The organism is Nitratidesulfovibrio sp. D1 (assembly GCF_051133415.1).
In the GTDB taxonomy this organism is placed as follows: Bacteria; Desulfobacterota; Desulfovibrionia; order Desulfovibrionales; family Desulfovibrionaceae; genus Cupidesulfovibrio.
Genome location: NZ_JBPGNZ010000002.1, coordinates 137,546 through 161,038, shown reverse-complemented (window position 1 = coordinate 161,038; position 23,493 = coordinate 137,546). Strand labels below are relative to the sequence as shown.

Below are 23,493 nucleotides of genomic sequence, written 5' to 3'. Positions count from 1 at the left end.
GTGATCATGGCCGCGCCGGAGCGAGGCCGCGGGCTCCGGAGCCCGCTACCAGAACGCCTTGCGTTCCTGGTACCTGGAGTCGAAGCGCTCCAGGTCCGCCTGGTCCTCGGGCGTGCGGATGACCGCCCGCGCCTTGTCGCGCAACTGCTCCACCTTGTCCTTCTCGTTGGCGTACAGCGCGCTGTACGCCAGATGCAGGTAGCCCTTGAACACCTGCCCGTCCATGCCCAGGGCGCGGCCGTAGTAGTCGTGCACCTCGGAATCCTCGGGCAGGTGGCGCAGCACTTCCTTGTAGTAGGTGTACGCCTCGTTGCGCTGGCCCGTGTCGAACAGCAGGCGCGCGTAGAAGAACAGGGCCATGTAGTCGCGCGAGTTCATCAGCACGGCGCGTTGCAGCATCTGCGCGGCGCGGTGGCGGTCGCCCTTGGTGTAGTGGAACCGCCCTGCCTCGCGCCAGACCAACTGGTCCCTGGGGTTGCAGGCCAGCGCCCGGTCGAAGGCCGCCGTGGCCTCGCCCACCCGGTTCAGGCGCGAATACAGGATGGCCCGCCCCAGTTGCGACATGCAGTCGTCGGGTTTGGCCTGCTCGAAGGTGCGCAGGGCGATGGTGGCGTCCGCGTAGCGGGCGCGCACCAGCAACTGCACCCGGCGGAAGCGTTCGTCGTCGTCCTGCCGGTTGCGCACGCTGGCGGGCTGCTGTTCCACGCGCAGGCGCACCTCGCTGATGCGGTCGGTAAGGTTGGGGTGGGTGCTGAGATAGGTGGGCACGTCGGTGCCGGTCATCCAACTCTGGCGGCGCAGCTTTTCGAAGGCCCCGGCCATGCCGTCGGGCCGGAAGCCCGCCGCCACAAGATACTGCATGCCCACCTGGTCGGCCTCGGATTCATCGATGCGGCTGTAGTTGAGCATGGCCGCCTGCCCGGCCGCCATGGACCCGGCCATGGCCGCGCCCTTGCCGCTGCCCCCGCCGCCCATGAAGGCCCCGGCCAGCGCCCCGGCCAGGCTGAGCAGGGTGACCCGCTGCGACTTCTCGATGCGGTTGGCGATGTGGCGCTGGGTGACGTGGGCCATTTCGTGGGCCAGCACGCCCGCCACCTCGCTTTCGTGCTCCATGGCCATCAGCAGCCCGGTGTGCACGAAGATGTACCCGCCGGGGCTGGCGAAGGCGTTGACCGCGTTGTGCAGCAGCACGTTGGTCTCGAAGTCGAAGGGCTGCGGCGGCACCACCGCCTTCAGCCGTTCCACGATGGACCGCACGTACTCCTTCACCTCCGGGTCTTCCACCAGCGGCAGGCGGGCCTTGATGAGCACGTTGAACTTCTTGCCCAGTTCCACCTCGTCCTTGACGGTGAAGTCGCCAAGGAAGGCCCCGGCGGGCGGGGCGAAGGCGGGCAGGGCCTGGCCCAACAGCACGAGCGCGCACAGGCACAGGGCAAACGCACCCCGCAGGCGGGCGCGAAGCCAGCCGGTGCGGGGCGCGGAAGAGTGGCGGAAGCGGGTGGTCATGCGCGGATCATAGCACGTCCCACACCGCGCCGGAAGGCGTGTCGCGCACCTCTATGCCGAGGGCGGCGATCTCGTCGCGGATGGCGTCGGCGCGGGCGAAGTCCTTGTCGGCGCGGGCGGCGATGCGGGCCTGCAACAGTCCGTCCACCCTGGCCGGGTCGATGCCCTTGCGGGCCACGCGGCAGGCGCGCAGTTCCGCCAGGAACCCGGCGGGCTCGCGGCCGAACACGCCCAGCACGGCGGACCACACGGCGGCCTCGTCCAGCACGGCGCGGAAGAAGGCGCGCGCGCCCTCGGTCTTGCGCTGGCCCTTGTTGTCCAGGATGCGGTTGGCCAGACGGACCATGGTGAACACGTGGCCCAGGGCGGCCGCGGTGTTCATGTCGTCTTCCATGGCGTCGGTGAAGGCCTGGCGCAGCCCTTCGAATTCCTCGGTCACGTCCCTGGGCAGGGGGCCGGGGGTCCACTTTTCGCGCTCGAGTTCCGCGTGCAGCAGGCCAAGCGCCTCGTAGATGCGCTTGAGGTTCTTTTCCGCCTCGTCCATGGACTCGAAGGTGAAGTCGATGGGGCTGCGGTAGTGCTTTGTCAGCAGGAAGTAGCGCAGGGTTTCCGGCAGGTAGTTTTCCAGGATGTCGCGGATGGTGCGGAAGTTGCCCAGCGACTTGGACATCTTTTCGGCGTTCACCTGCACGAAGCCGTTGTGCACCCAGTAGCGCACGAAGTCCTTGCCGAGGGCCGCCTCGGTCTGGGCGATTTCGTTCTCGTGGTGGGGAAAGACCAGGTCCTGCCCGCCGCCGTGGATGTCCAGGGGCAGGGGCAGGTGCTTTTCGCTCATGGCCGAGCACTCGATGTGCCAGCCGGGGCGGCCGTGCCCCCACGGGCTTTCCCAGTAGGGTTCGCCGGGCTTGGCCGCCTTCCACAGGGCGAAGTCCAGCGGGTCTTCCTTTTCCTCGCCGGGGGCCACGCGCGCGCCGGAGCGCAGGTCGTCCACGTCGCGGCCGGAGAGCTTGCCGTAGCCGGGAAAGGCGCGCACCCGGAAGTACACGTCGCCCGAGGGGGTGGCGTAGGCCTTGCCCTGCTCGATGAGCCGCACGCACAGGGCGATCATCTCTTCGATATGGGTGGTGGCGCGGGGTTCCAGGTCCGCCCGCAGCACGTTCAGGCGGTCCATGTCCTCGTAGAAGGTGGCGATGTACTTTTCCGCCACTTCCTGACTGGAAAGACCTTCCTGGTTGGCGCGGGTGATGATCTTGTCGTCCACGTCGGTGAAGTTGCGCGCGAAGGTGACGTCTAGGCCGGTATGGCGCAGGTAGCGCACCAGCACGTCGAACACCACGGCGGAGCGGGCATGGCCGATGTGGCACAGGTCGTACGCGGTGATGCCGCAGACGTACATGTTGACCTTGCCGGGCACGGCGGGCTCGAAATGTTCCTTTTTGCGGGTCAGGGTATTGTACAGTTGCATTGATGCTCCCGTGGGAATGCGGTGTGGTGCGTGCGGATGCGGAGCGCGCCCGGCGTGGTGGGCGGGGCGCATGAAGGAACGTGCCGCAAGGCCGAGGCTCCGTCTAGCAGCCGCCGGTGCAGACAGGTCCGTCGAACTGGTCGATGCGGCGCTGGTGGCGGCCGCCTTCGAAGGCCGTGTCCAGGAACACGTCCACGAGGCCCATGGCCACGCCGGGGCCGGTCACCCTCTCGCCCAGACACAGCACGTTGGCGTCGTTGTGTTGGCGGGTGGCGCGGGCGTGGAATTCGCAGGTGCACAGGGCGGCGCGGATGCCGGGAACGCGGTTGGCGGCCATGGACATGCCGATGCCGGTGCCGCAGACCAGGATGCCGAACCCGCCGCTGGCCAGCACCCGTTCGGTCACCCTGGCGGCGTAGAGTGGGTAGTCGCAGCTTTCGGCGGTCTGGGGGCCAAGGTCTTCCACCTGGCGGCCGGTGGCCTTGAGGTGGGCCACGATGACCTGCTTCAGGGCGAGACCGGCGTGGTCGGAGCCGATGATGATGGGTGCGGACATGGGATTCCCTCGCTGCATGCTGGCGGAAATACGGGGGTGTGCGCCCATGGTGGGGCGCGGTGCGTGCCGTGGAAACGGGGTGCCGTCCGTGCGTCCGGAAAAGACGGCGCGAGGCCGGCCGGCGCAGGGACTGTGATGTTCCGGGGCCCGCTTGTCAAGACGGCGGCGAGTTCCGGGCGGAGAAGTGGGAAGCTTGCCCGGTCAGTTCTTGCCGCCCGTGCAATTCGGGCCGCAGCATCGGGCCATGCGGGCCAGGTGGCGTTCGCGGTCGGCCTCGGCCCCGGCGGCGTGGCGGGCCAGTTCGTCGCGCAGGAAGGCGGCGCGCCCGGCCAGTTCGCGGACGCGAACGTCATCACTCAGTCCGCGGACGCGGGCGTCATCAGTCAGGCCGCCGGAAGCCGGGCCGTCCGCCTCCAGCAGTTCCGCCACGCGGCGGCCGAGGGCGGCGTGCTCGTCATCCATGCGGCGGCGCAACTGGCGCGCCTCCATGCAGCGCAGCACGCCCGAGGCCACGCGGCCCAGTTCGCCGCGCAGCACGCACAGCCCGACCTTGAGGTTGGACAGCACGGCGGAAAGGGAGAAGGAAGTCTGGGTATCGGGCGCGGTCATGAACGTCTCCGTCGCGTTGTGATGCCTGCGTGACGTGCAGTGTTGACTGGATGTTAGGGGCTGTTTCCAAATCAGGAATTTTTATCCGTTGGCAAGGAAAACGAGACTGCCATGAGGGAGTATACTCTTATCGTATTTGACCGATATGGCAGGTGAAGTTTGACGCAGCCAACGGGAAAAAGGACGATTTGGAGACAGCCCCTAGCGCCGCGTGCCCTCGCGCAGCGGCAGCACCTCGGTGCCTTCGGGCAGTTCGAGCCCCAGCTGTTCGCCGGTGAAGGGCTGCGGCCGTTCCCGCTCCTTCACGAGCAGGATGGCGGAATACCCCTTGGCATGGGTGATGGTGATCTTGCGGGGCAGGGGAGGCACGGCCTCGTCGTAGTCGATGCGCATGTCCCACCCGGCCTGCTTCTCGCCGGGAGCCGTATCGGTCCAGCGGCGGGGCAGCCCTTCGGGAGAAAGTTCAAGCATTCCGCGAACCCTGCCGCGCGGCAGAGTGTAGGCGATTCCCCCGTCGGTCACAAGCCTTGCGTCGGCGCGGTCGTCGTCGAACACTTGGGCGAACCGGCCGTTGAGCAGGTTGGCCAGGTCCGGCACGGAAAAGGGCACCGGCACGCCGAACGAGAGCAGGGCGCGCCCCCCGCGGTTCAGGTCGCCGCTGTGGTAGTAGGCGCGGTGCTCATTGGGGGCGTAGGCGAGGAAGGTGGTGTCGTCCTCGCGGATGCGGGCCACGGTGGCCCCGATGCCGGCCATGATGTCCAGCCGCAACGGCACCTCGCCGTTGGACCACAGCAGGGCCACCACGCGGTTGCCGTCGTTTTCGCCGGTCTTGTAGCGCAGGCTGGCGTTGAGCCGGAAGGGACCGGCGTCGGCGTCGTTGGACTGCGCCCAACTGCGGTAGGCGTGCCATGCGGCGTCGGCCTGGCCCGCCGGGGCGGGCACGCCGGGGGCCACGCGCGGGGCGCAGCCCTGCGCAAGGGCGGCCAGAAACAGCGCGGCCAGGGCCAGCAGGGGCAGTATGCGACGGCGCACGGCATTGCCGTGCGCCCCGATCGCGTTGTTCGCGTTGGATGCGGGAGAAAACCGGAAGGATGAATGCATTACAGCTTCTTGAGCTTGGCGGTGATGTCCGCCGCGTTGGCGGGCGACATTTCCAGGGCCTTGCGGTAGCCCTTGCGCGCTTCCGCCTTCTTGCCGAGGGCGGCGGCGATGTCGCCGTAGTGTTCCCAGATGGTGGGGTCGCTGGCGCCCAGTTCCACGGCGCGGCCGATGGCCTGCCACGCCTCGTTCAGTTCGCCCCGGCGGTAGTGCGCCCAGGCCAGCGAATCTACGATGTAGGTACTGTCGGGCGATTCTTCAAGGGCGCGCTGGATGAGTTCCAGCGCCCGGTCCAGGTCGCGGCCCTGCTCGGCCAGGGTGTAGCCCACGTAGTTCAGGGCCTGGGCGTGGCGCGGATGCTCGGCGATGACCTGTTCCATCACCGTGAACGCCTCGTCCTTCATGCCCCGCTCGTCCAGGATGATGCCGCGCATGAAGGAGATTTCGGCGTCGCCGGGCCAGAACCTGCGCGCCTCTTCCATGACGGCCAGGGCTTCTTCCGGCTTGTCGCTGTTCAGGTACAACTGGGCTTCCATCTGCCAGAATTCCTTCTGGCCGGGGTAGATCTTCTGTCCTTCCTTCAGCGTGGCCAGCGCCCCGGTGAGGTCGCCGGTCTCGTACAGCAGCTGGCTTTTCAGGCGCAGGGCCCGGTCGTGGTACTTGTTGGACGGGGTGATCTCGGAAAGCCAGCGGATGGCCCCGGCCGGGTCGCGCTTGCCCTCGAAGGACAGCACGGCCAGGTAGAAGTACACCTCTTCCGGCGCGCCGGGGGTGTCCTTGACCACGGTGAGCAGGGCATCGGCCTGCTCGTAGAACTTTTCCTCAAGGAACAGGGTGGCCGCCGTGAGCAGGAAGCCGAAGGTTTCCGGCCCCTGCCGGGCCAGTTCGTAGGCCTTGGCCGGGTTGTTCAGCTTCAGGCTGATGGCGATGAGCCGCAGCCACACGTCCTGGTTGCTTTCGTCCAGGGTGATGATCTGCTCGTAGGTGCGCTCCGCCTCCACGTAATCCTTGCGCAGTTCGTAGATGAAGGCCAGTTCCGCCCAGGCTTCCAGGAAGTCCGGCGCGGCCTTCACGGCCTTGCGCAGTTGCCCCAGCGCCTCGGAATGGCGGTTCAGCCCCACCAGGGCACGGGCGTGGTAGTAGCGCAGCACCGGGGTGCGGTTGCGCTCGGAGATGCCGGAAAGCAGCTTGTCCGCCTCGGCGAAATTGCGGGTCTTCACCAGCAGCAGGGCCAGTTCCTGGCGGGCCTGCTCGTCGTCGCCATGGGCGTTGACGAAGCTGCGCAGGGTGTACAGCGCGTCGCCGGTGCGGTTTTCCTCAAGATAGGTTTCCACCAGCAGCAGGGTGATGTCCAGGTCGTCGGGATAGCGCGTCGCGCCTTCCTGCAACACCTGCCGGGCCAGGGTGGGTTCCTTGCGCGAAAGCAGGAACGAGCCGCCGTCGGTGAACACCCTGGGAGACGGATCCAGCGCCACCAGTTGTTCGATGGCGGTCATGGCGTCGTGCAGGTTGCCGGTGCGGGCCGCCTGTTCCAGCAGCAGATAGTAGTAGGTGGTGGCCGCCTCCGGCGTCAGGCGCCATTCCACGGGGGCGTCCGGCTGTTCCGGCGTGGCCTGGCGGGTGGCGCAGCCCGTGACGCCGGTGGCGAGACAGACCGCCGCCAGCAGCACGGCGGCGCGGGCAAGCGACCCGATGCGCGACCAGCCCGATGTTGGGGCGGATGTTGGACCGGACGCGGTGCGGCGCGACACCCGGCGGTGCGCCGTCGTGTCGGCGGCGTTCCGGGCGGGGGCGGTGCGAAGGATGGATGGCATGGAGGGCTCGTGCAACGGCCTGACCGGGCCGGGCGGCTACTGTGATATCCAGTCCGAGGAGAAGTCGCGGATTTCCTTGAACAGATGGTCGCGCAGCTTTTGCAGCAGGCGGGCCTCTATCTGCCGGACGCGTTCCCGGGTGATGTCGTACTTCTCGCCGATCTCGCGCAGGGTGACGGGCTGTTCCGAAAGCAGCCGGTGCTGGAGGATATACGCCTCCTTGTCCGACAGCTTCGGCAGGATGGTCTGCACCCTGTCCTGCACCATGCGCGCGATTTCGCTGTTGGCCAGCGTTTCCTCGATGCCGGGGCCCAGCGCGGGCAGGAAGTCCATGCGGGTGGCCCCGCCGGAGTCCTCGCCCACGGTGATGTCCAGCGACATGTCCGACGAATCCAGCCGCTGCTCCATCTCGACGACCTGCTCCACGGTCACGTTGAGCTTTTCCGAAAGGGTGGCGGCGTCGGGATCGTAGCCCTGCGAGATCAGGCGCTGGCGTTCCTTGTTGAGGTTGTAGAACAGCTTGCGCTGGGCCTGGGTGGTGCCGATCTTGACCATCCTCCAGTTGTCCATGATGAACTTGAGGATGTACGCCTTGATCCAGAACGCGGCGTAGTACGAGAACTTGATGCCTTTTTCCGGGTCGAACTTGTTCACCGCGCGCATCAGGCCCACGTTGCCTTCCTGAATCAGATCCAACACATTCTGCATCCAGCGGCGCTGGAAGTCCATGGCGATCTTGACCACCAGGCGCAGGTGCGAGGTGACCAAGCGGAAGGCGGCGTCGCTGTCGCCCTGTTCCTGCACGCGGCGGGCGAGGTCGAATTCCTCGTCGGGCTTCAGCAGGGGAAAGCGACTGATCTCGCGCAGGTACAGGTGCAGGGAATCGCGCGTGGAGGCGCCGGGCATGGCCGGGCGCAGCACGGGCAGGGAACGGTGGCGGCCTTCGCCCTCGCCGCGGGTTTCGCCGGGGGCGTCGTCATGGGCGTCGTCATGGGTGCCGGGGGCGTGGCGGCGGTCGCGGGACGGCTCGTCGTCGCCGTGCAGCAGGTCCACGTCGATGGCGTCGTCGCTGGCGCCGTCGAAGTCGATGTCCAGTTCGTCGTCGGAGCTTTCGTCGGCGTCGTCCGGTTCATTGGGGTCGTCGGGGGCTTCGCCGGTCACGGTCGCGGATGCGGGGGAAACCGCGGAAGCCGGGGCGTCATCGCCGTCGGCGGGGGCGGCGCGGCGGGTACGCCCCGCCTTGCCGGTGGCGGACTTGCGCGGCGCGGGCTTTCCCGGGGCGGCCTTGGCGCGGGCCGTGCCGGTGCTTTCCGGCTGCGGGTCGAGCACCACCTCGGCGTCAAGCACCTCGGGCACCTTGGGCACCTCGGGCGCCTCAGGCACTTGGGGCGTTGCGCCGGGCGTCTCTGCGGGCCCGGAGGCCTTGGCGCCGCGCGTGCGCGGCGCGCGGCGCGGCGTTTTCGGGGTATCGGTCATGGTATCCGGTCAAGGCGCGGCGCAGGCCGGGCCGGTTCGTGCGTCGAGTAGCGGGGTCCCAAAGTGCTTGACGGGGGCCGTACGGGCATGGATGGTATGATTTTTGTTTGTCCTTTACAAGGCTTTCCGGTACACAGGGCTTCCCGCGCGGCGCCGCGCGCCGATGCGGGCACGTTTTCGGAATACTCGCGGTCCGCCGGACTTCGCGGTCTGGCGGACATGCACGGCCCAGGGTCGCCTGGCCGCCGGCGAGCCAAGTTTCAGGAGTACAGGCTGTGCCAGATTTTCGTCAAGCGCTTCGCTCCGGCCGCCGGCTGATCTTCGATGGCGGCATGGGCACCATGTTGCAGTCGCGCGGCCTGCCGCCCGGCGTGAGCCCCGAACTTTTCTGCCTGGCCCGGCCCGACGTGCTGGTGGGCATCCATGCCGACTACCTGCGCGCCGGGGCCGACGTGCTGACCACCAACACCTTCGGGGGCTGCGTCTACAAGCTGGGCACCGGCCCCGGCGCGCCCGACGTGGTGGAGTTCAACCGCGCCATGGCCCGCGCCGCCCGCGAGGCGGTGGCCGCCAGCGGCCGCGAGGCGTTCGTGGCGGGCAGCGTGGGGCCGTCCGGCCACTTCATGCGCCCCCTGGGCGACCTGGACCCCGCCGAACTGGTGGCCGCCTTCCGCGCCCAGATCCGGGGGCTGGTGCAGGGCGGGGTGGACCTGATCCTGGCCGAGACCCAGTTCGACCTGGCCGAGGCACGGGCCATCGTGCTGGCCGTGCGCGCCGAATGCGACCTGCCCGTGGGCGTCTCCATGACCTTCGAGAACGGCGTGAGCCTTACCGGCTCGCGGCCCGAAGTGTTCGTGCACTCCATGCTGAACATGGGCGTGGACTTCATCGCCACCAATTGCAGCGCCGGGCCGGAGCAGATGGCCGAGGTGGTGGACGAACTGCTGGCCCTTTCGGACGTGCCGGTGCTGGTGGAACCCAACGCGGGCCTGCCGGAACTGGTGGACGGCCGCACCGTGTTCCGCCTGGGGCCGGACGACTTCGCCCGGCACACCGCGCGCTTCGCCGCCGCGGGCGCACGCCTGCTGGGCGGCTGCTGCGGCACCACGCCCGACCACATCGCCGCCCTGCGCGGCGCGCTGGATGGCCTTTCCGGCGGACTCGTTTCCGACCCGGCCCGGCGCGACGGCATCGTCCTGACCACCCGCGCCCAGGCCGTGCACATCGGGGCGGGCAGCCCCATCCGCATCATCGGCGAGCGCATCAACCCCACCGGCAAGAAGCTGCTGACGGCGGAATTGCAGGCGGGCGAATTCGCCCAGGCCCTGCGCTTTGCCGACGAGCAGGTGGAGGCGGGCGCGCCGCTGCTGGACGTGAACGTGGGCGCGCCCATGGTGGACGAGGCGGTGCTGCTGCCCGCGCTGGTGGAACGCCTGGTGGCCCGCCATTCGCTGCCGCTGTCGCTGGACTCGTCCAACGCCGACGCCATCGCGGCGGCCCTGCCGTTCCATCCCGGCTCGCCGCTGGTCAACTCCATCAGCGGCGAACCCGGCCGCATGGAACATCTGGGGCCGCTGTGCCGCGACCACGGCGCGCCGTTCATCCTGCTGCCGCTCAAGGGGCGCAAGCTGCCGGTGACGGCGGCCGAGCGCATCGCCATCATCGAGGAATTGCTGGCCCAGGCCGACGGCCTGCGCATTCCGCGCCGCCTAGTCATGGTGGACGTGCTGGCGCTGGCCGTGTCGTCCAAGGCCGAGGCCGCGCGCCACTGCCTGGACACCATCCGCTGGTGCGCGGCGCAGGGGCTGCCCACCACCATCGGGCTGTCCAATATCTCGTTCGGCCTGCCCGCGCGCGAACTGCTGAATTCCACCTTCCTGGCCATGGCGGCGGGCGCGGGGCTGTCCTCGTGCATTGCCCACCCCGGCAACGCGCGCATCCGCGAGGCGGTGGCCGCCTCCAGCGTGCTGCTGGGGCTGGACGCCAACGCCGAGGCGTTCATCGGGGGCTATTCCGGCTGGACGCCGGGCGGAGACGCCACGGGCGCCGCGCCCACGGGCGGGGCGGGGAGCGCGGGAACCGGCACCGGCGTGAAGGCCAAGGCCGCCACACTGGAAGAGGCCGTCATCCGGGGCGACCGCGAAGGCGCGCTAGCCCTGGTGGAGCGCGCCCTGACCGAAGGGGCCGACCCGTTCGCGCTGGTGCAGGACAGGCTGATTCCCGGCATCACCGAGGTGGGCCGCCGCTACGAGCGGCGCGAATACTTCCTGCCGCAGCTCATCCGCTCGGCCGAGACCATGCAGCACGCCTTCCGCAAACTTCAACCGTTGCTTGAAGCCCAGCGGGGCCAGGAAACCCGCCCGGTGATCATCATGGCCACGGTGGAAGGCGACATCCACGACATCGGCAAGAATATCGTCACCCTGATGCTGGGCAACCACGGCTTCGACGTGGTGGACCTGGGCAAGGACGTGAAGGCCGCCGACATCGTGGAGGCCGCCGAACGCCACGGGGCGCGGGTGATCGGGCTTTCGGCCCTGATGACCACCACCATGGTGCGCATGGAGGACACCGTGCGCCTGGTGCGCGAACGCGGCCTGCCCGTCAAGGTCATGGTGGGCGGCGCGGTGGTCACCCCCGCGTATGCCGAGGCCATCGGCGCGGACGGCTATTCCGCCGACGCCGTGGAGGCCGTGCGCGTGGCCAAGGAACTGCTGACCGTGCAGTAGGGGGGCTCAAAATTGTCTTTTCACCCGTTGGCTTCGTCAAACTTCGCCTGCCATGTCGGTCGAATACGATAAGAGTATACTCCCTCATGGCAGACTTGTTTTCCTTGCCAACGAACGAAAATCCTAATTTTGAGCCAGTTGCTGGAACGTAGCATTATCCCCTGTGCGAAGTAACGGCCTGTTCACATCCACCGGCATGCCCGGCGGTTTCGCCGTTCCGGCATCCGCTCCATTTCCTTTCCGCGCGACCGTCCCGGCCGCGCCGGTTGCCCCGGCGCGCGTTCGGCGGTAAGAATGCGCTCCGCCCCCGTGGCGGACGCCGGAACCGCCGTGGGCCCCGGCCAGTGGGTTCTGGCCCGTGGCGCTCCGGGCGTAGTGGTTCCATCCCATCGGAGGCTTCTTGATGAAACGCCTGATATCGCTCGTCCTCCTGCCGCTGGTGCTGGCCGCCCTGTGCGGCGCGGCCGTTGCCGCCCCCCCCGCCACGGCGGTGGAAGAGATGGGCTCCGGCGAATTGCTGCGCCGCGTCACCGCCGCCAAGGGCAAGGTGGTCATCGTCAACTTCTTTGCCTCGTGGTGCCCGCCCTGTCTGGAGGAAATCCCCGGCCTGATCAACGTGCGCGCCCGCTACCCCGAGGACAAGGTGGCCCTGTACGGCATCTCGCTGGACGACAACCCCCGGCAACTGGCGGCCTTCATGTCCCGCACGCCGTTCAACTATCCGGTCTGGAAGGGGAAGGAGGAGTTGCAGCGGTTTTTCAATGTGTCCTCCATCCCGCAGCTGCTGGTCTACGACCGCCAGGGCAAGCTGGTGGCCAACCACGTGGGCCTCGTCGAAGCCGACGAACTGGGCAAGTTCGTGGACACCCTGCTGGGGGACAAGTAGATGGGCCAGCCTTACATCCGCAAGGCCCGCGTGCAGGACGTCAAGGCCATCCATGGCCTGCTCATGCACACCTCCGGCCAGGGGCTGCTGCTGCCGCGTTCGCTGAACCAGCTGTACAGCCACCTGCGCGACTTTCTGGTCATCGACCCCGACGACGGCGGCCCGCTGGTGGGTTGCTGCGCCCTGTCCATCGCCTGGGACGACATCGCCGAGGTGCGTTCGCTGGTGGTGGCCGACGACCTGCGCGGCAAGGGCTGGGGGCGCAAGCTGGTGGACGCCTGCCTGAGCGACGCCGTGACCCTGGGTATCTTCCGGGTGTTCGCCCTGACCTATCAGGTGGATTTCTTCCTGCGGATGGGGTTCCGGGTGGTGGAAAAGGACGTGCTGCCCCAGAAGATCTGGGCGGACTGCATCCACTGTCCCAAGTTCCCCGATTGCGACGAGACGGCGGTGCTGCTGGAGATGTAGCCACGGCCGGCCCCGCCGGCCGCCATGCAAGACGACCCCACGGGCCGGGCGCGCCGCGCATTCCGCGACGAGCCCGGCATCATCACGATACACTGGCCCGGAGGCCGGACGACAATGAAGATCAAGGAACTGAAGGTGGTGTACGACGCGGAGGCCATCGCCGCGCGCGTGGCCGAGATGGGCCAGGAGATCAACCGCCTGTACGCGGGCGAGGAACTGGTGGTGGTCTGCGTGCTGAAGGGGGCGTTCATGTTCTTCGCCGACCTGGTGCGGCACCTGGACATGCGGCCGGAACTCGACTTCGTGCGCGTGGCCAGCTACGGCGCGTCCACCGCCACCTGCGGCACCGTCAGCTTCACCAAGGACGTGGAGGTGCCCTTGCAGGGCAAGCACGTGCTGCTGGTGGAAGACATCGTGGACACCGGCCACACCGTGGACTTCCTGTTCCGCCAGCTTGCGGCGCGCGGCGCCAAAAGCCTGCGCCTGGCCGCTCTGGTGGACAAGCAGGAGCGCCGCGCCGTGCCCGTGCGCGTGGACTTCGCGGGGTTTGCGTTGCCCGGTGGCTTCATTGTAGGGTATGGCCTCGATTATGCCGAACGCTACCGCGAACTTCCCGGCATTTACGAAGCCGCCATCGAATCCGGGGATGCGTAGGGTGGGCAACGCCGCCAGCCCGACGTCGCGCCCCGGTCATTCGCCGAGACCCCACGTCCGAGGTGCCCGATGATCGTCATCTGCCCCAGTTGCTCGACCAAATACAACCTTCCCGACGATCGCGCCCGCCCCGGTGCGAAGCTGAAGTGCACCCTGTGCAAGTCCGTCTTTCCCATCGAGTCGGCCACGCCGCCTTCCGATGGCGCGCCCGATTTCGACTCGGTGATGGGGAACGCCGGGCTGGGCGGCCCGGACGCCGCCTTTGGCGGTGACGCCCCGGCGCAGCCGTCCGGCGACATGCCCGGCGACACGCCTGCGACCGGCAACGGCGCGGAACTGGACCACGGTCCCTTCGACGTCGCCGCCAATCCGGACGCCGATCCCGCCGCCGCGCGCAAGCGCGGGCGCGCGGACGACGACGGCCCCGACGTCAGCGACATCATCGGCTCCATGAAGGGCTACAACCTGGACGACGCCCCGCCCGCCGTGCCGCCCAAGAAGTACGGCTGGCCGGTCATCGCCGGGTTCGTGGCCGTGCTGCTGGCCGTGGGGGTGGCCGTCACCCTGCGTCTTACCGGCATCTGGCCCGGCGAGAAGCCCGTGGAAACGCCCCCGCCGGTGGTCAACGGCACCGAGCAGATCAAGAACATCGCCCTGCGCAACTACCGCCAGTATTACGTGAACAACGAGAAGGTGGGCCAGGTGGCGGTGATCGAAGGCAAGGTGGTGAACAACTTCGCCTCGCCGCGCGAACTGATCAAGATCGAGGCTTCGCTGTACGACGCCGCGGGCGCCGCCGTGGTCACCAAGCAGCAACTGTGCGGGGTCACCGTGTCGCTGTTCCAGTTGCAGGTGCTGGGCGAGCAGGAACTGGAAACGGCCCTGAACAACAAGATCGAGATCCTCACCAACAACACCAACGTGCCCCCCGGCGGCGAAGTGCCGTTCATGGTGGTGTTCTACAATCCGCCCGCCTCCGTGGCCGAATTCGGCGTCAAGGTGGTGGAGGCGCGCACCCCGCCCGAAAGCAAGTAGCGTGCGCCCGTGAAGCTGCGCGAAACCTACGTCTGCACCGCCTGCGGGGCGCGCGCGCCGCAATGGCGCGGCCAGTGCCCCGCCTGCAAGGAATGGAACACCCTTGAACTGACCGTGGCCCCGCGCGAGGGCAAGGCCGGGGCGCGCCCCGGTGCGTCCGCCGTCGGGCCGAGGGGCAGGGCGCAACCGCTCAAGGACGTGGCCGACCACGGGGCAGAGCCCTTCGGCAGCGGCCTGGATGCCCTGGACCGCGTGCTGGGCAGGGGACTGGTGCCGGGGGCGGCCATCCTGGTGGGGGGCGAACCGGGCATCGGCAAGTCCACGCTGCTGTTGCAGGTGGCCGGGGCCGTGGCCGCCGCCGGGCGCGGCGTGCTGTACCTTTCCGGCGAGGAATCGCTGCCCCAGTTGAAGGCCCGCGCCGCCCGCCTTGGCGTGCTGCACGACGGCCTGATGGCCGTGGCCACCACCCGGCTGGACGACGTGCTGCCCCACCTTGAAGGCTCCGAAGCCCCGGCCTTGCTCATCGTCGATTCCGTGCAGACCGTCAGTTCCGACCGGGCCGAGGGCCTGCCCGGCAACGTCAGCCAGGTGCGCGCCGTGGCCACGGAGATCGTGGAGGTCTGCAAGCGCAGCGGCACCACCGTGCTGCTGGTGGGCCACGTGACCAAGGACGGGGCGCTGGCGGGCCCGCGCCTGCTGGAACACCTGGTGGACACGGTCATCTCCATCGAGGGCGACCGGCGGCAGATGTTCCGCCTGCTGCGGGTGCTCAAGAACCGCTTCGGCCCCAACCAGGAACTGCTGGTCTTCCGCATGGCGGAGCAGGGCATGGAAGTGGTGGAGGACCCTTCCACCTTCTTTCTGGGCGCGCGCGACCCGGCCCTGTCGGGCACCGCGCTGGTCATGGCCGTGGACGGGCAGCGCCCGCTGGCGGTGGAAGTGCAGGCCCTGGTCACCCGCAGCTACCTGGCCATTCCGCGCCGCACCGGCCTCGGCTTCGACGTCAACCGCCTGCACCTGCTGCTGGCGGTGCTGGAAAAGCGGCTGCGCCTCAACTTCGGGCAGGTGGACATCTACGCCAAGATCGGCGGCGGCATGAAGTTGCAGGACCCCGGCATGGACCTGGGGCTGGTGGCCGCCGTGCTGTCGTCGTTCTACGACCTGCCGCTGCCCGAGCGGGCGGTGTTCTGGGGCGAGGTCGATCTCAATGGTCAAGTCCGTCCCGTGGCCGCCCATTCCATCCGCCGCGACCAGGCCCGCAGGCTGGGCTACACGCCCCTTCTCCATCCCGCCGACGATGCCGCGCGCGGCGTGCCCACCGTGGCCGCCCTCCAGGACGCGCTGTTCCGGCGCGCCCGCCGCTCCGCGCCGTCCGCGCAATCGGGGCAGTCTGGTGACAATCCGGCCGACAGTGCGCCCGGCAGCGGGGATGCCGAGGCCGGGGACTGGGGCGTCTAGGGGCCGTCCGGCATGCATGGCGCGCGCATTTACCGGCCAAGGGCCTGCCATGGCGCCCTTTTTCCCCTGCAAACAGATCAGTTGCATTGCTACGGCGCTGATGGAGCCCGGATGCCATGCGCCGGAAGCGGGCAAGACGCCGCCCGCGACAAGGCGCATGTTCACAGGGATCGTTTTCAGGTTCGCGGAGAAACCGTCCTCGACACCCTGTCCGGCGCTCTCTGGACCCTGGACGCCAACCCGGCGGGATTCCCGCTCACGTGGAAGGAAGCCGGGGACCATGTCCTCGCCATGGCGTCGCGCGTCGAACACGGCCAGCGCAACTGGCAGTTGCCGCCGCGACGCCTGCTGTTCTCCCTGCTGAGCCACCAGACCGTGCATCCCGCCCTGCCGCAGGGGCACCCCTTCCGCAATGTCTTCTCCGGCTACTACTGGACGGCCGACGCCTGCCACCGCATTCCGGACCAGGTCTGGCACGTCCACCTTGGCGGGGCACGGGTGGCGCGCGCCAACCGGCAGGATGCGGCCCTCGTCTGGCCGGTCTGCCTGCCGGACTGTCCGCCGCCTTGGCCGCCGGGCACGCCGGACGGGGCCGCGTCGCCGGAAACCGGCGGCGAGAGATTCGTTGCACGGGAAGGTTGGGCGCTGGATACGCTCACCGGCCTTGGCTGGGCGCTGGACGCGGCCCCGGCGGGACATGCGCTTGCCTGGCGGGAAGCCCTTGATTTCGTGAACGGGTGGAACAGCAGGGGGGAATGGGGTGCGTCCGATTGGCGCGTGCCCGATATCCGGGAACTGGAAAGCCTGATCGACCTGGCGGAGGATTCCCCGGCCCTGCCCGGCGGGCATCCTTTCAGGCAGGTGCGGGACGTGTACTGGTCGTCCACGACCAGCGTCTACGAAACCCGCTACGCATGGGCGCTGTACATGCAGGATGGCATGGTCGGGGTGGGCTTCAAGCCGGACGCCGGTTTTCATGTCTGGCCCGTCCGGGACGCGCGCTGAGCCGCCTCCAGGGTATCCGCCTCGCGAGGATGCCCCATTTTATACTTTGAACCCGATGGGGGCTGCGGTATCGTGGCTTACCTGCCGCCCTTGCCTGCGGGCAGGGGTAATGCAACGGCCCGTGCGGCCGAAAGAACGTCGAGGCCACGGCAAGGGGAGGCCGGGCCGCGCCCGGCAACGGGAGGCGCCGGGGGACACCGGGAGAAGCCGGGGGACGGCCACGGGTGCGGAACACGACGGACGCCGCCGCGTCCGGGCATCCGCCGCGCGAGAGGCGGCAACCACTGGAGACGGGACGCAGATGCAGGAATACACGGCGCTGGCACGGGAAGTGCGCGAGCGGCTTGGGCGCGTGGGCAGCGGGCTTGCCCGGCTGGTGCAGCAGCGCGAGGACGATTTTCTCGCCCTCGGCGCGGAACTGCAGGACGTGGCCCGGCGGGTGCAGGACATCGCCGCCGACAGCCAGAAGCTGAACCACATCGCCTCGGGCGACACCGTGCGCCACATCCTGGAAGAACTGGTGGCGGAACTGGACGCCATGCAGACCCTCTGCCACGTGGACGAGGACGCCGTGGACCTCGCCATGCTGTCCCGCGCCCGCGAACTGGTGCAGCAACTTTCCAGGTCCATCCGCGACTACGCCCGCGTGGTGCGCACCCTGCAAATGCTGGGCATTTCCACGCGCATCGAAAGCGCGCGCCTGGGGTCCGACGGGCGCGGCTTCAGCACCCTTGCCGACGACGTGGAAAAGCTGGGCTACAAGATCGTCGAATATTCCGACCGTATCATGCAGCAGGCGAAAACGCTGGACGCGCTGGCCGAAAAGGCCGAGGCCAGCACCCGCGAGATGCACGAGATGCAGCGCGAATGCGCCTATTCGGTGTTCGGCTCCATCCGCGACAACATGGACACCCTGCACGAGGTGGCCGAAGGCAGCCGCAAGGCCTCGGAGGACGTGCGCGGCCACACGGCCGACATCGCCGCCTCCATGGGGCGGATCATCGGTTCCCTGCAGTTCCACGACATCGTGCGCCAGCAGGTGGAGCACGTGGAGGAGGCCCTGGCCGACGCCCGTACGGGCCTGGACGGGGCCCCGGACGGCATGGCGGACGGTGCGGCGGACGACGACGGGGCGCTGGCCGAGGAACTGGCCGTGGCCGCGGACATCTGCGCCCTGCAACAGGCCCAGTTGGACAACGCCCGGACCAGCTTTTCCGATGCCGTGTCCACGCTGCGGCGCGAGCTTGCGGCCATCGCCGCCAGCGTGCGCGGGGTGGGGCAGCGCACCGGCGGCTTTTCCGACGAATCGTGCCTGGGCGAGGACTGCGGCGGCACCGCCGTGCTCGACCACATGGAGCGCAGCGTGGCGGAAATAGCCGCGCGCATGCTGTCCCTGGCCGAACAGGGCGAGCGCATGGGCCACGTCATGGGCGAGGTGGCCGAAATGGTTGCGCAGATGAGCGTTTTCCTTGAAGATATCGAAGACGTCGGCGACGAGATAGAGCTCATCGCGCTCAACGCCAGCATCCGCGCCGCGCACACCGGCGAAAAGGGCAAGGCCCTGGGGGTGCTGGCCTCGTCCATCCAGCGGCTGTCCCAGGACGCGGGCGAAAGCACCACGGCCCTGGCCACGCTGCTGCGCGAGGTGGACGGCGTGGCCGGTCAACTCAAGACCTACGCCACCGCCTACCTCGATTCCTCGCGGGTTTCCGAAATTTCCGGCGAACTGGAAGGGCTTACCCACGGCCTGCGCGAGGTGAACGGCGAGGCCGCCCGCCTGTTCGCCGGGGTGGGCACGGCCTGCGCCAAACTGGCCAGCCGCGTGGACCACGCCGTGGAGGACATGGGCTTCGACGCACAGGTGGCGGCCGGGCTTTCCGACGCCGCCGATGACGTGGGCGAGATGGCCGGCATGCTGCGGGAACGGCTGCCCGCATCGGCGCGGGCAGCCGCGGCGCGCCGTCTGGCCGCCATGCGCGACCGCTACACCATGGAGCAGGAGCGGGTGCTGCACGGCCGCGTGCTGGGCGGCGGCCATGCCGAGGCCCCGGCGGGCGAGGACGGCTACGGCGACAACGTGGAACTTTTCTGACGGCGCGGCGTCGCGGCCCCACCGCACCGTCCGCCAACTCCGAACATTCGGTCACGAGGGAACTCATGAGCAAGCTCATCATGACGGTGGACGATTCGGCGAGCATCCGGCAGATGGTCGGCTTCACCCTGCGCAACGCCGGGTATGAGGTCATCGAGGCCAAGGACGGCAAGGACGCGGTGAGCAAGCTCTCCGGCCCCATCAAGATGGTGATCACCGACCTGAACATGCCCAACATGGACGGCATCGAACTGATCAGGCAGATCCGCGCCAACGCCGCGTACAAGTTCATCCCGGTCATCATGCTGACCACCGAATCGCAGGCCACCCGCAAGCAGGAAGGCAAGGCCGCCGGGGCCACGGGGTGGATCGTCAAGCCGTTCCAGCCGGAGCAGTTGTTGGCCGTGGTCAAGAAGGTGCTCGGCTGACCGGACCCGACGGACAGGGTCGGGCAAAGGGGGCCGGGCTAGCCGGGCCAAGGAAGGGAAGTGCCGCATGCAATCGCAGGAAGACGCAAACAGGGCAGCCTTCATCGAAGAGGCGCAGGACCTGCTGGCGGAGCTGGAAACGGCCCTGCTGGAACTGGAGGCGCAGCCCGATGACCGCGACCTGGTGGCGCGCGTGTTCCGGGCCATGCACACCATCAAGGGGTCCGGGGCCATGTTCGGCTTCGACGACATCGCCCACTTCACCCACGACGTGGAGACGGTGTTCGACCGGGTGCGCAACGGCGAGGTGCCCGTCACCCGCCAGTTGCTGGACCTGACCCTGGCCTCGCGCGACCACATCGCCCGGCTGCTGCACTGCGCGGTCAGCGGAGAGCCCCCCGACCTGTCGCACGCCGCCGCCATCACCGCCTCGCTGCGGGCGCTGGTGCCCGTGGCCCCGCCCGCCGGACAGGGCCCGGCGCAGGGCGCGGATGGCGCGGAATGCCCGGCGGAACCGGAAGAGCCGTGCCCCCCCTGCACCCGTACCTGGCGGGTGCGCTTTCGCCCCGCGCCGTCCATCCTGTTCAGCGGGGCCAACCCGCTGGTCCTGCTGGACGAGTTGCGCGACCTGGGCGGCGCGCAGGTGTTTCCGCATTTCAGCGAGGTGCCCGGCCTCGGCGAGTTGCAGCCCGAACTGTGCCACGTGTGGTGGGACGTGCTGCTTTCCACCGAATCGGACGAGGCCGCCATCCGCGACGTGTTCCTGTTCGTGGAGGACGACGCGGACATCGACATCCGCCTGGTGGACGACGCGCGCATCGTGGACGACGCCGCCTACAAGCGGCTGGGCGAAATCCTGATCGAGCGCGGCGACGTCAGCGCCGACGACCTGCACCGCGTGCTGGACGAGCAGCGTCCCCTTGGCCGCCTGCTGACCGACGCGGGCGTGGTGCCCCCCGAACGGGTGGACGCCGCGCTGGTGGAACAGCAGGCCGTGCGGACCATCCGCCAGACGCGGGACAAGGAGTCCGCGGCCCGTGACGAATCCGGGGCCAGCATCCGCGTGGCCGCCTCCAAGCTGGACTTCCTGGTGGACCTGGTGGGCGAGCTGGTCATCGTGCAGGCCCAGCTTTCGCAGGCCGCGCACCTGCGCAGCGATCCGGGCCTGCTGGGCCTGGTGGAGGAACTGGAACGGCTCAGCGACGAACTCCGCGACACCACCCTGGGCATCCGCATGCTGCCCATCGGCACCACCTTCAGCAAGTTCCGCCGCCTGGTGCGCGACCTTTCGGCGGAACTGGGCAAGGACGTGGAACTGGTGACCCTGGGCGGCGAGACGGAACTGGACAAGACCGTCATCGAACGCCTGGGCGACCCCCTGGTGCACTGCCTGCGCAACAGCCTGGACCACGGGGTGGAGCCGCCCGACGCGCGCGCCGCCGCGGGCAAGCCGCGCACCGGCACGGTAACCCTTTCGGCGGCCCATGCCGGGGGCGAGGTGTTGATCACCATCGCCGACGACGGCGCGGGCATCGACCCGGTCCGGGTGCTGGAAACGGCCCGCAGGCGCGGCGTCATCGCGCCGGACGTGGAACTGCCCCCGCGCGAGGCCGTGGAACTCATCTTCGCGGCCGGGTTCTCCACGGCGGAAAAGGTCACCAGCGTGTCCGGGCGCGGCGTGGGCATGGACGTGGTGAAGCGCTCCATAGAGGCGTTGCGCGGGCGCATAGAGATCGACAGCACGGTGGGGAAGGGCACCACCCTGACCATCCGCCTGCCGCTGACCCTGGCCATCATCGACGGCCTCCAGGTGCTGGTGGGCGGCGAATCGTACGTCATCCCGCTGAACCACGTGGAGGAATGCGCGGAACACGCCACCCCCGGCAGCGGCGAGGGGCGTCAGCGCATCATCAACCTGCGCGGCGAGATCGTGCCCTACATCCGCCTGCGCGAACTGTTCGCCTCTCCCGGCCCCGCGCCCGCCATCGAGCAGGTGGTGGTGGTCGACGCCCAGGGCAGCCGCTTCGGGCTGGTGGTGGACTGCGTGGTGGGCGAACACCAGACGGTCATCAAGAGCCTGGGCCGCATCTACAAGGACGTGCCGGGCATTTCCGGGGCCACCATCAAGGGCGACGGCAGCATGGCCCTGATCCTGGACGTGCCGGGCCTGGTGCAGCTTGCGGCCGACCAGCCCATGCGCGCGCAGCGCGCGCCGGTGGCCGCGCACGGGGGCGGTGCATGAGCCCAGGCCACAGTGACGGCCCGGCCCTTCCGGCGGGATGCGCCCGTCCCGGCCCCATGTCGCAGAAGCTGTTCGACCGCATGAGCCGCTTCGTCTACGAGCAGGTGGGCATCAAGCTGCCCGGCTCCAAGCGGGTGATGCTGGAGGCGCGGCTGCAAAAGCGGCTGCGCGCGCTGGGCATGGCCAGCTACGACCAGTACGTGGACTACCTGTTCACCGAAAAGGGCTTTGACGAGGAGTTGCGCAACTTCTATCGACGTGGTGACCACCAACACCACGGAATTCTTCCGCGAGCCGCGCCATTTCGACTACCTGACCTCCATGGTGCTGCCCGGCTGGACGGCCGAGGCCGCCCGCCTGCGCGCCCAGCGCACCCTGCGGGTGTGGAGCGCGGGCTGTTCCATCGGCATGGAGCCGTACACCCTGGCCATGGTGCTGCGCGACTACGCGGAACGCACCCCCGGCTTCGCCTTTTCCATCCTGGCCACGGACATCTCGTCGCGGGCGCTCCAACAGGCGGTGCGCGCCGTGTACGAAGAGGAACGGGTGCACAGCGTGCCCGAACCCTTCCGCAAGCGCTATCTGCTGCGCAGCCGCGACCGCGCGCGCCGTCTGGTGCGCATGGGGCCGGAACTTCGCTCGGCCGTGCGCTTCGAACGTCTGAACTTCATGGACCCCTTCGGGTTTTCTGAGCCCATGGACATCATTTTCTGCCGCAACGTGATCATCTATTTCGATAAGCCCACGCAGGAAGGGCTGTTCAGCCGGTTCTGCCAGTGCCTGCGCCCCGGCGGGCACCTGTTCATCGGCCACTCCGAAAGCCTTACCGGCATGGCGCTGCCCCTGGAGCAGGTGGCGCCCACCGTCTACCGGAGGATACGATGACCGCGCGCCGCATCAAGGTACTGGTGGTGGACGATTCGGCCCTGGTGCGCCAGACGCTGGGCGACATCGTTTCCGGCGACGACGAGCTGGAACTCATCGGCACCGCCTCGGACCCGTTCGTGGCGGCCAAGCGCATGGAGACCGTGGCCCCGGACGTGATCCTGCTGGACGTGGAGATGCCCCGCATGGACGGCATCACCTTCCTGCGCAAGATCATGACCCAGCACCCCATTCCGGTGGTGATCTGCTCGTCGGTGACGGAGCAGGGGGCCGAGGCCACCTTCAAGGCCATGGAATACGGCGCGGTGGAGGTCATCCAGAAGCCGCGCATGGGCACCAAGCGGTTCCTGGAGGAATCCAGCATCCGCATCTGCGACGCGCTGAAGGCCGCCGCCCGCTCCAAGCTGCGCAAGCTCAGCCCCCTGGCCGCCGGGGTGCCGCCCAAGCTTTCGGCCGACGCGGTGCTGCCCGCCGCCACCCCGCTGACCACCACGGTGCAGCAGACCGAGAAGATGGTGGTCATCGGCGCGTCCACGGGCGGCACGGAAGCCCTGCGCGTGGTGCTGGAGGCCCTGCCCGCCGACTGCCCGCCCATCGCCATCGTGCAGCACATGCCGGAACACTTCACCGCCGCCTTCGCCAACCGGCTCAACGCCATCTGCCGGGTGGCGGTGAAGGAGGCGCAGGACAACGACGTCATGCGGCGCGGCCAGGCGCTCATCGCGCCCGGCAACCTGCACATGCTGCTGAAGCGCAACGGCTCGCGCTACTACGTGGAGGTGCGCGAAGGCCCGCTGGTGCGCAGGCACCGGCCTTCCGTGGACGTGCTGTTCCGCTCCGCCGCGCGCTACGCCGGGCGCAACGCCGTGGCCGTGATCATGACCGGCATGGGCGACGACGGCGCGGCGGGCATGAAGGAACTGTTCGACGTGGGCGCGCACACCATCGCCCAGGACGAGGCCAGCTGCGTGGTCTTCGGCATGCCGCAGGAGGCCATCAAGCTGGGCGGAGTGCGCAAGGTGGTTTCACTGGAAGAGATCGCCCCGGCCGTCATACGGGCCTGCGGGGCATAGGACGCAACCTCAAC

Annotated in this window: 18 protein-coding genes and 1 pseudogene; 12 read left to right on the top strand and 7 right to left on the bottom strand. The window is 68.8% G+C overall.

The genetic code is table 11. The features are described from left to right. Nucleotides 1-45 precede the first annotated feature (45 nt). The 7 genes from ACR4XJ_RS03895 to ACR4XJ_RS03865 form a co-directional block, all read right to left on the bottom strand. Nucleotides 46-1,506 (bottom strand): M48 family metalloprotease, encoded by a 1,461-nt coding sequence (locus ACR4XJ_RS03895; RefSeq protein ID WP_434753967.1) that lies wholly within the window; start codon nt 1,504-1,506, stop codon nt 46-48. Nucleotides 1,507-1,513: 7 nt separating this feature from the next. Further along, nucleotides 1,514-2,971, bottom strand: coding sequence for a cysteine--tRNA ligase (gene cysS, locus ACR4XJ_RS03890; protein ID WP_434753966.1), 1,458 nt, complete (start codon nt 2,969-2,971; stop codon nt 1,514-1,516). A gap of 103 nt (nt 2,972-3,074) precedes the next feature. After that, entirely contained in the window at nt 3,075-3,527 is a 453-nt protein-coding gene (rpiB, locus tag ACR4XJ_RS03885) for a ribose 5-phosphate isomerase B (RefSeq protein ID WP_434753965.1), read from the bottom strand. Nucleotides 3,528-3,728: 201 nt separating this feature from the next. Beyond that, a complete protein-coding gene (locus ACR4XJ_RS03880; RefSeq protein WP_434753964.1) occupies nt 3,729-4,136 on the bottom strand; it encodes a hypothetical protein in 408 nt (135 codons plus the stop codon). A 201-nt stretch (nt 4,137-4,337) separates the two neighbouring features. Beyond that, complete coding sequence (locus tag ACR4XJ_RS03875; protein ID WP_434753963.1) at nt 4,338-5,168, bottom strand: hypothetical protein; 831 nt, start codon at nt 5,166-5,168, stop codon at nt 4,338-4,340. A gap of 68 nt (nt 5,169-5,236) precedes the next feature. Next, nucleotides 5,237-7,048, bottom strand: coding sequence for a tetratricopeptide repeat protein (locus tag ACR4XJ_RS03870; protein ID WP_434753962.1), 1,812 nt, complete (start codon nt 7,046-7,048; stop codon nt 5,237-5,239). Between the two features lie 36 nt (nt 7,049-7,084). Beyond that, a complete protein-coding gene (locus tag ACR4XJ_RS03865; RefSeq protein ID WP_434754313.1) occupies nt 7,085-8,209 on the bottom strand; it encodes a sigma-70 family RNA polymerase sigma factor in 1,125 nt (374 codons plus the stop codon). A gap of 590 nt (nt 8,210-8,799) precedes the next feature. Here ACR4XJ_RS03865 and ACR4XJ_RS03860 point away from each other — a divergent pair. The 12 genes and pseudogenes from ACR4XJ_RS03860 (at nt 8,800) to ACR4XJ_RS03805 (ending at nt 23,479) form a co-directional block, all read left to right on the top strand. Further along, the gene (locus ACR4XJ_RS03860; protein ID WP_434753961.1) at nt 8,800-11,253 is read left to right on the top strand and encodes a homocysteine S-methyltransferase family protein; all 2,454 of its coding nucleotides are present in this window, start codon (nt 8,800-8,802) and stop codon (nt 11,251-11,253) included. Between the two features lie 403 nt (nt 11,254-11,656). After that, nucleotides 11,657-12,139, top strand: coding sequence for a TlpA family protein disulfide reductase (locus ACR4XJ_RS03855; protein WP_434753960.1), 483 nt, complete (start codon nt 11,657-11,659; stop codon nt 12,137-12,139). Then, a complete protein-coding gene (locus ACR4XJ_RS03850) occupies nt 12,140-12,607 on the top strand; it encodes an N-acetyltransferase (RefSeq protein ID WP_035064713.1) in 468 nt (155 codons plus the stop codon). A 114-nt stretch (nt 12,608-12,721) separates the two neighbouring features. Beyond that, complete coding sequence (gene hpt, locus ACR4XJ_RS03845) at nt 12,722-13,261, top strand: hypoxanthine phosphoribosyltransferase (RefSeq protein ID WP_434753959.1); 540 nt, start codon at nt 12,722-12,724, stop codon at nt 13,259-13,261. A gap of 69 nt (nt 13,262-13,330) precedes the next feature. Continuing rightward, nucleotides 13,331-14,296, top strand: a complete 966-nt coding sequence (locus ACR4XJ_RS03840; protein ID WP_434753958.1) for a DUF3426 domain-containing protein — start codon at nt 13,331-13,333, stop codon at nt 14,294-14,296. Between the two features lie 9 nt (nt 14,297-14,305). Beyond that, nucleotides 14,306-15,754 carry a DNA repair protein RadA gene (gene radA / locus ACR4XJ_RS03835; RefSeq protein WP_434753957.1) on the top strand — a complete coding sequence of 483 codons (1,449 nt, stop codon included), beginning with the start codon at nt 14,306-14,308 and terminating at the stop codon, nt 15,752-15,754. Nucleotides 15,755-15,766: 12 nt separating this feature from the next. Continuing rightward, nucleotides 15,767-16,759 carry a DUF1566 domain-containing protein gene (locus tag ACR4XJ_RS03830; protein WP_434753956.1) on the top strand — a complete coding sequence of 331 codons (993 nt, stop codon included), beginning with the start codon at nt 15,767-15,769 and terminating at the stop codon, nt 16,757-16,759. A 301-nt stretch (nt 16,760-17,060) separates the two neighbouring features. After that, nucleotides 17,061-18,851, top strand: a complete 1,791-nt coding sequence (locus ACR4XJ_RS03825) for a methyl-accepting chemotaxis protein (protein WP_434753955.1) — start codon at nt 17,061-17,063, stop codon at nt 18,849-18,851. 65 nt (nt 18,852-18,916) lie between these two features. Continuing rightward, nucleotides 18,917-19,279, top strand: a complete 363-nt coding sequence (locus tag ACR4XJ_RS03820; protein WP_434753954.1) for a response regulator — start codon at nt 18,917-18,919, stop codon at nt 19,277-19,279. A gap of 67 nt (nt 19,280-19,346) precedes the next feature. After that, entirely contained in the window at nt 19,347-21,521 is a 2,175-nt protein-coding gene (locus ACR4XJ_RS03815) for a chemotaxis protein CheW (protein ID WP_434753953.1), read from the top strand. Next, nucleotides 21,518-22,406 (top strand): annotated as a pseudogene (locus tag ACR4XJ_RS03810) (CheR family methyltransferase). Before ACR4XJ_RS03815 ends, ACR4XJ_RS03810 begins: the two are co-directional and overlap by 4 nt. Beyond that, on the top strand, nt 22,403-23,479 hold the full coding sequence (locus ACR4XJ_RS03805) for a protein-glutamate methylesterase/protein-glutamine glutaminase (RefSeq protein ID WP_434753952.1): 1,077 nt from the start codon (nt 22,403-22,405) through the stop codon (nt 23,477-23,479). Before ACR4XJ_RS03810 ends, ACR4XJ_RS03805 begins: the two are co-directional and overlap by 4 nt. Nucleotides 23,480-23,493: the final 14 nt, after the last annotated feature.

Bases quoted from the DNA above. Each gene is read 5' to 3' on its own strand.
- ACR4XJ_RS03895 (WP_434753967.1), bottom strand. From the start codon at position 1,506: ATGACCACCCGCTTCCGCCACTCTTCCGCGCCCCGCACCGGCTGGCTT.
- cysS (WP_434753966.1), bottom strand. From the start codon at position 2,971: ATGCAACTGTACAATACCCTGACCCGCAAAAAGGAACATTTCGAGCCC.
- rpiB (WP_434753965.1), bottom strand. From the start codon at position 3,527: ATGTCCGCACCCATCATCATCGGCTCCGACCACGCCGGTCTCGCCCTG.
- ACR4XJ_RS03880 (WP_434753964.1), bottom strand. From the start codon at position 4,136: ATGACCGCGCCCGATACCCAGACTTCCTTCTCCCTTTCCGCCGTGCTG.
- ACR4XJ_RS03870 (WP_434753962.1), bottom strand. From the start codon at position 7,048: ATGCCATCCATCCTTCGCACCGCCCCCGCCCGGAACGCCGCCGACACG.
- ACR4XJ_RS03855 (WP_434753960.1), top strand. From the start codon at position 11,657: ATGAAACGCCTGATATCGCTCGTCCTCCTGCCGCTGGTGCTGGCCGCC.
- ACR4XJ_RS03850 (WP_035064713.1), top strand. From the start codon at position 12,140: ATGGGCCAGCCTTACATCCGCAAGGCCCGCGTGCAGGACGTCAAGGCC.
- hpt (WP_434753959.1), top strand. From the start codon at position 12,722: ATGAAGATCAAGGAACTGAAGGTGGTGTACGACGCGGAGGCCATCGCC.
- ACR4XJ_RS03840 (WP_434753958.1), top strand. From the start codon at position 13,331: ATGATCGTCATCTGCCCCAGTTGCTCGACCAAATACAACCTTCCCGAC.
- ACR4XJ_RS03830 (WP_434753956.1), top strand. From the start codon at position 15,767: ATGCATGGCGCGCGCATTTACCGGCCAAGGGCCTGCCATGGCGCCCTT.
- ACR4XJ_RS03825 (WP_434753955.1), top strand. From the start codon at position 17,061: ATGCAGGAATACACGGCGCTGGCACGGGAAGTGCGCGAGCGGCTTGGG.
- ACR4XJ_RS03820 (WP_434753954.1), top strand. From the start codon at position 18,917: ATGAGCAAGCTCATCATGACGGTGGACGATTCGGCGAGCATCCGGCAG.
- ACR4XJ_RS03815 (WP_434753953.1), top strand. From the start codon at position 19,347: ATGCAATCGCAGGAAGACGCAAACAGGGCAGCCTTCATCGAAGAGGCG.
- ACR4XJ_RS03805 (WP_434753952.1), top strand. From the start codon at position 22,403: ATGACCGCGCGCCGCATCAAGGTACTGGTGGTGGACGATTCGGCCCTG.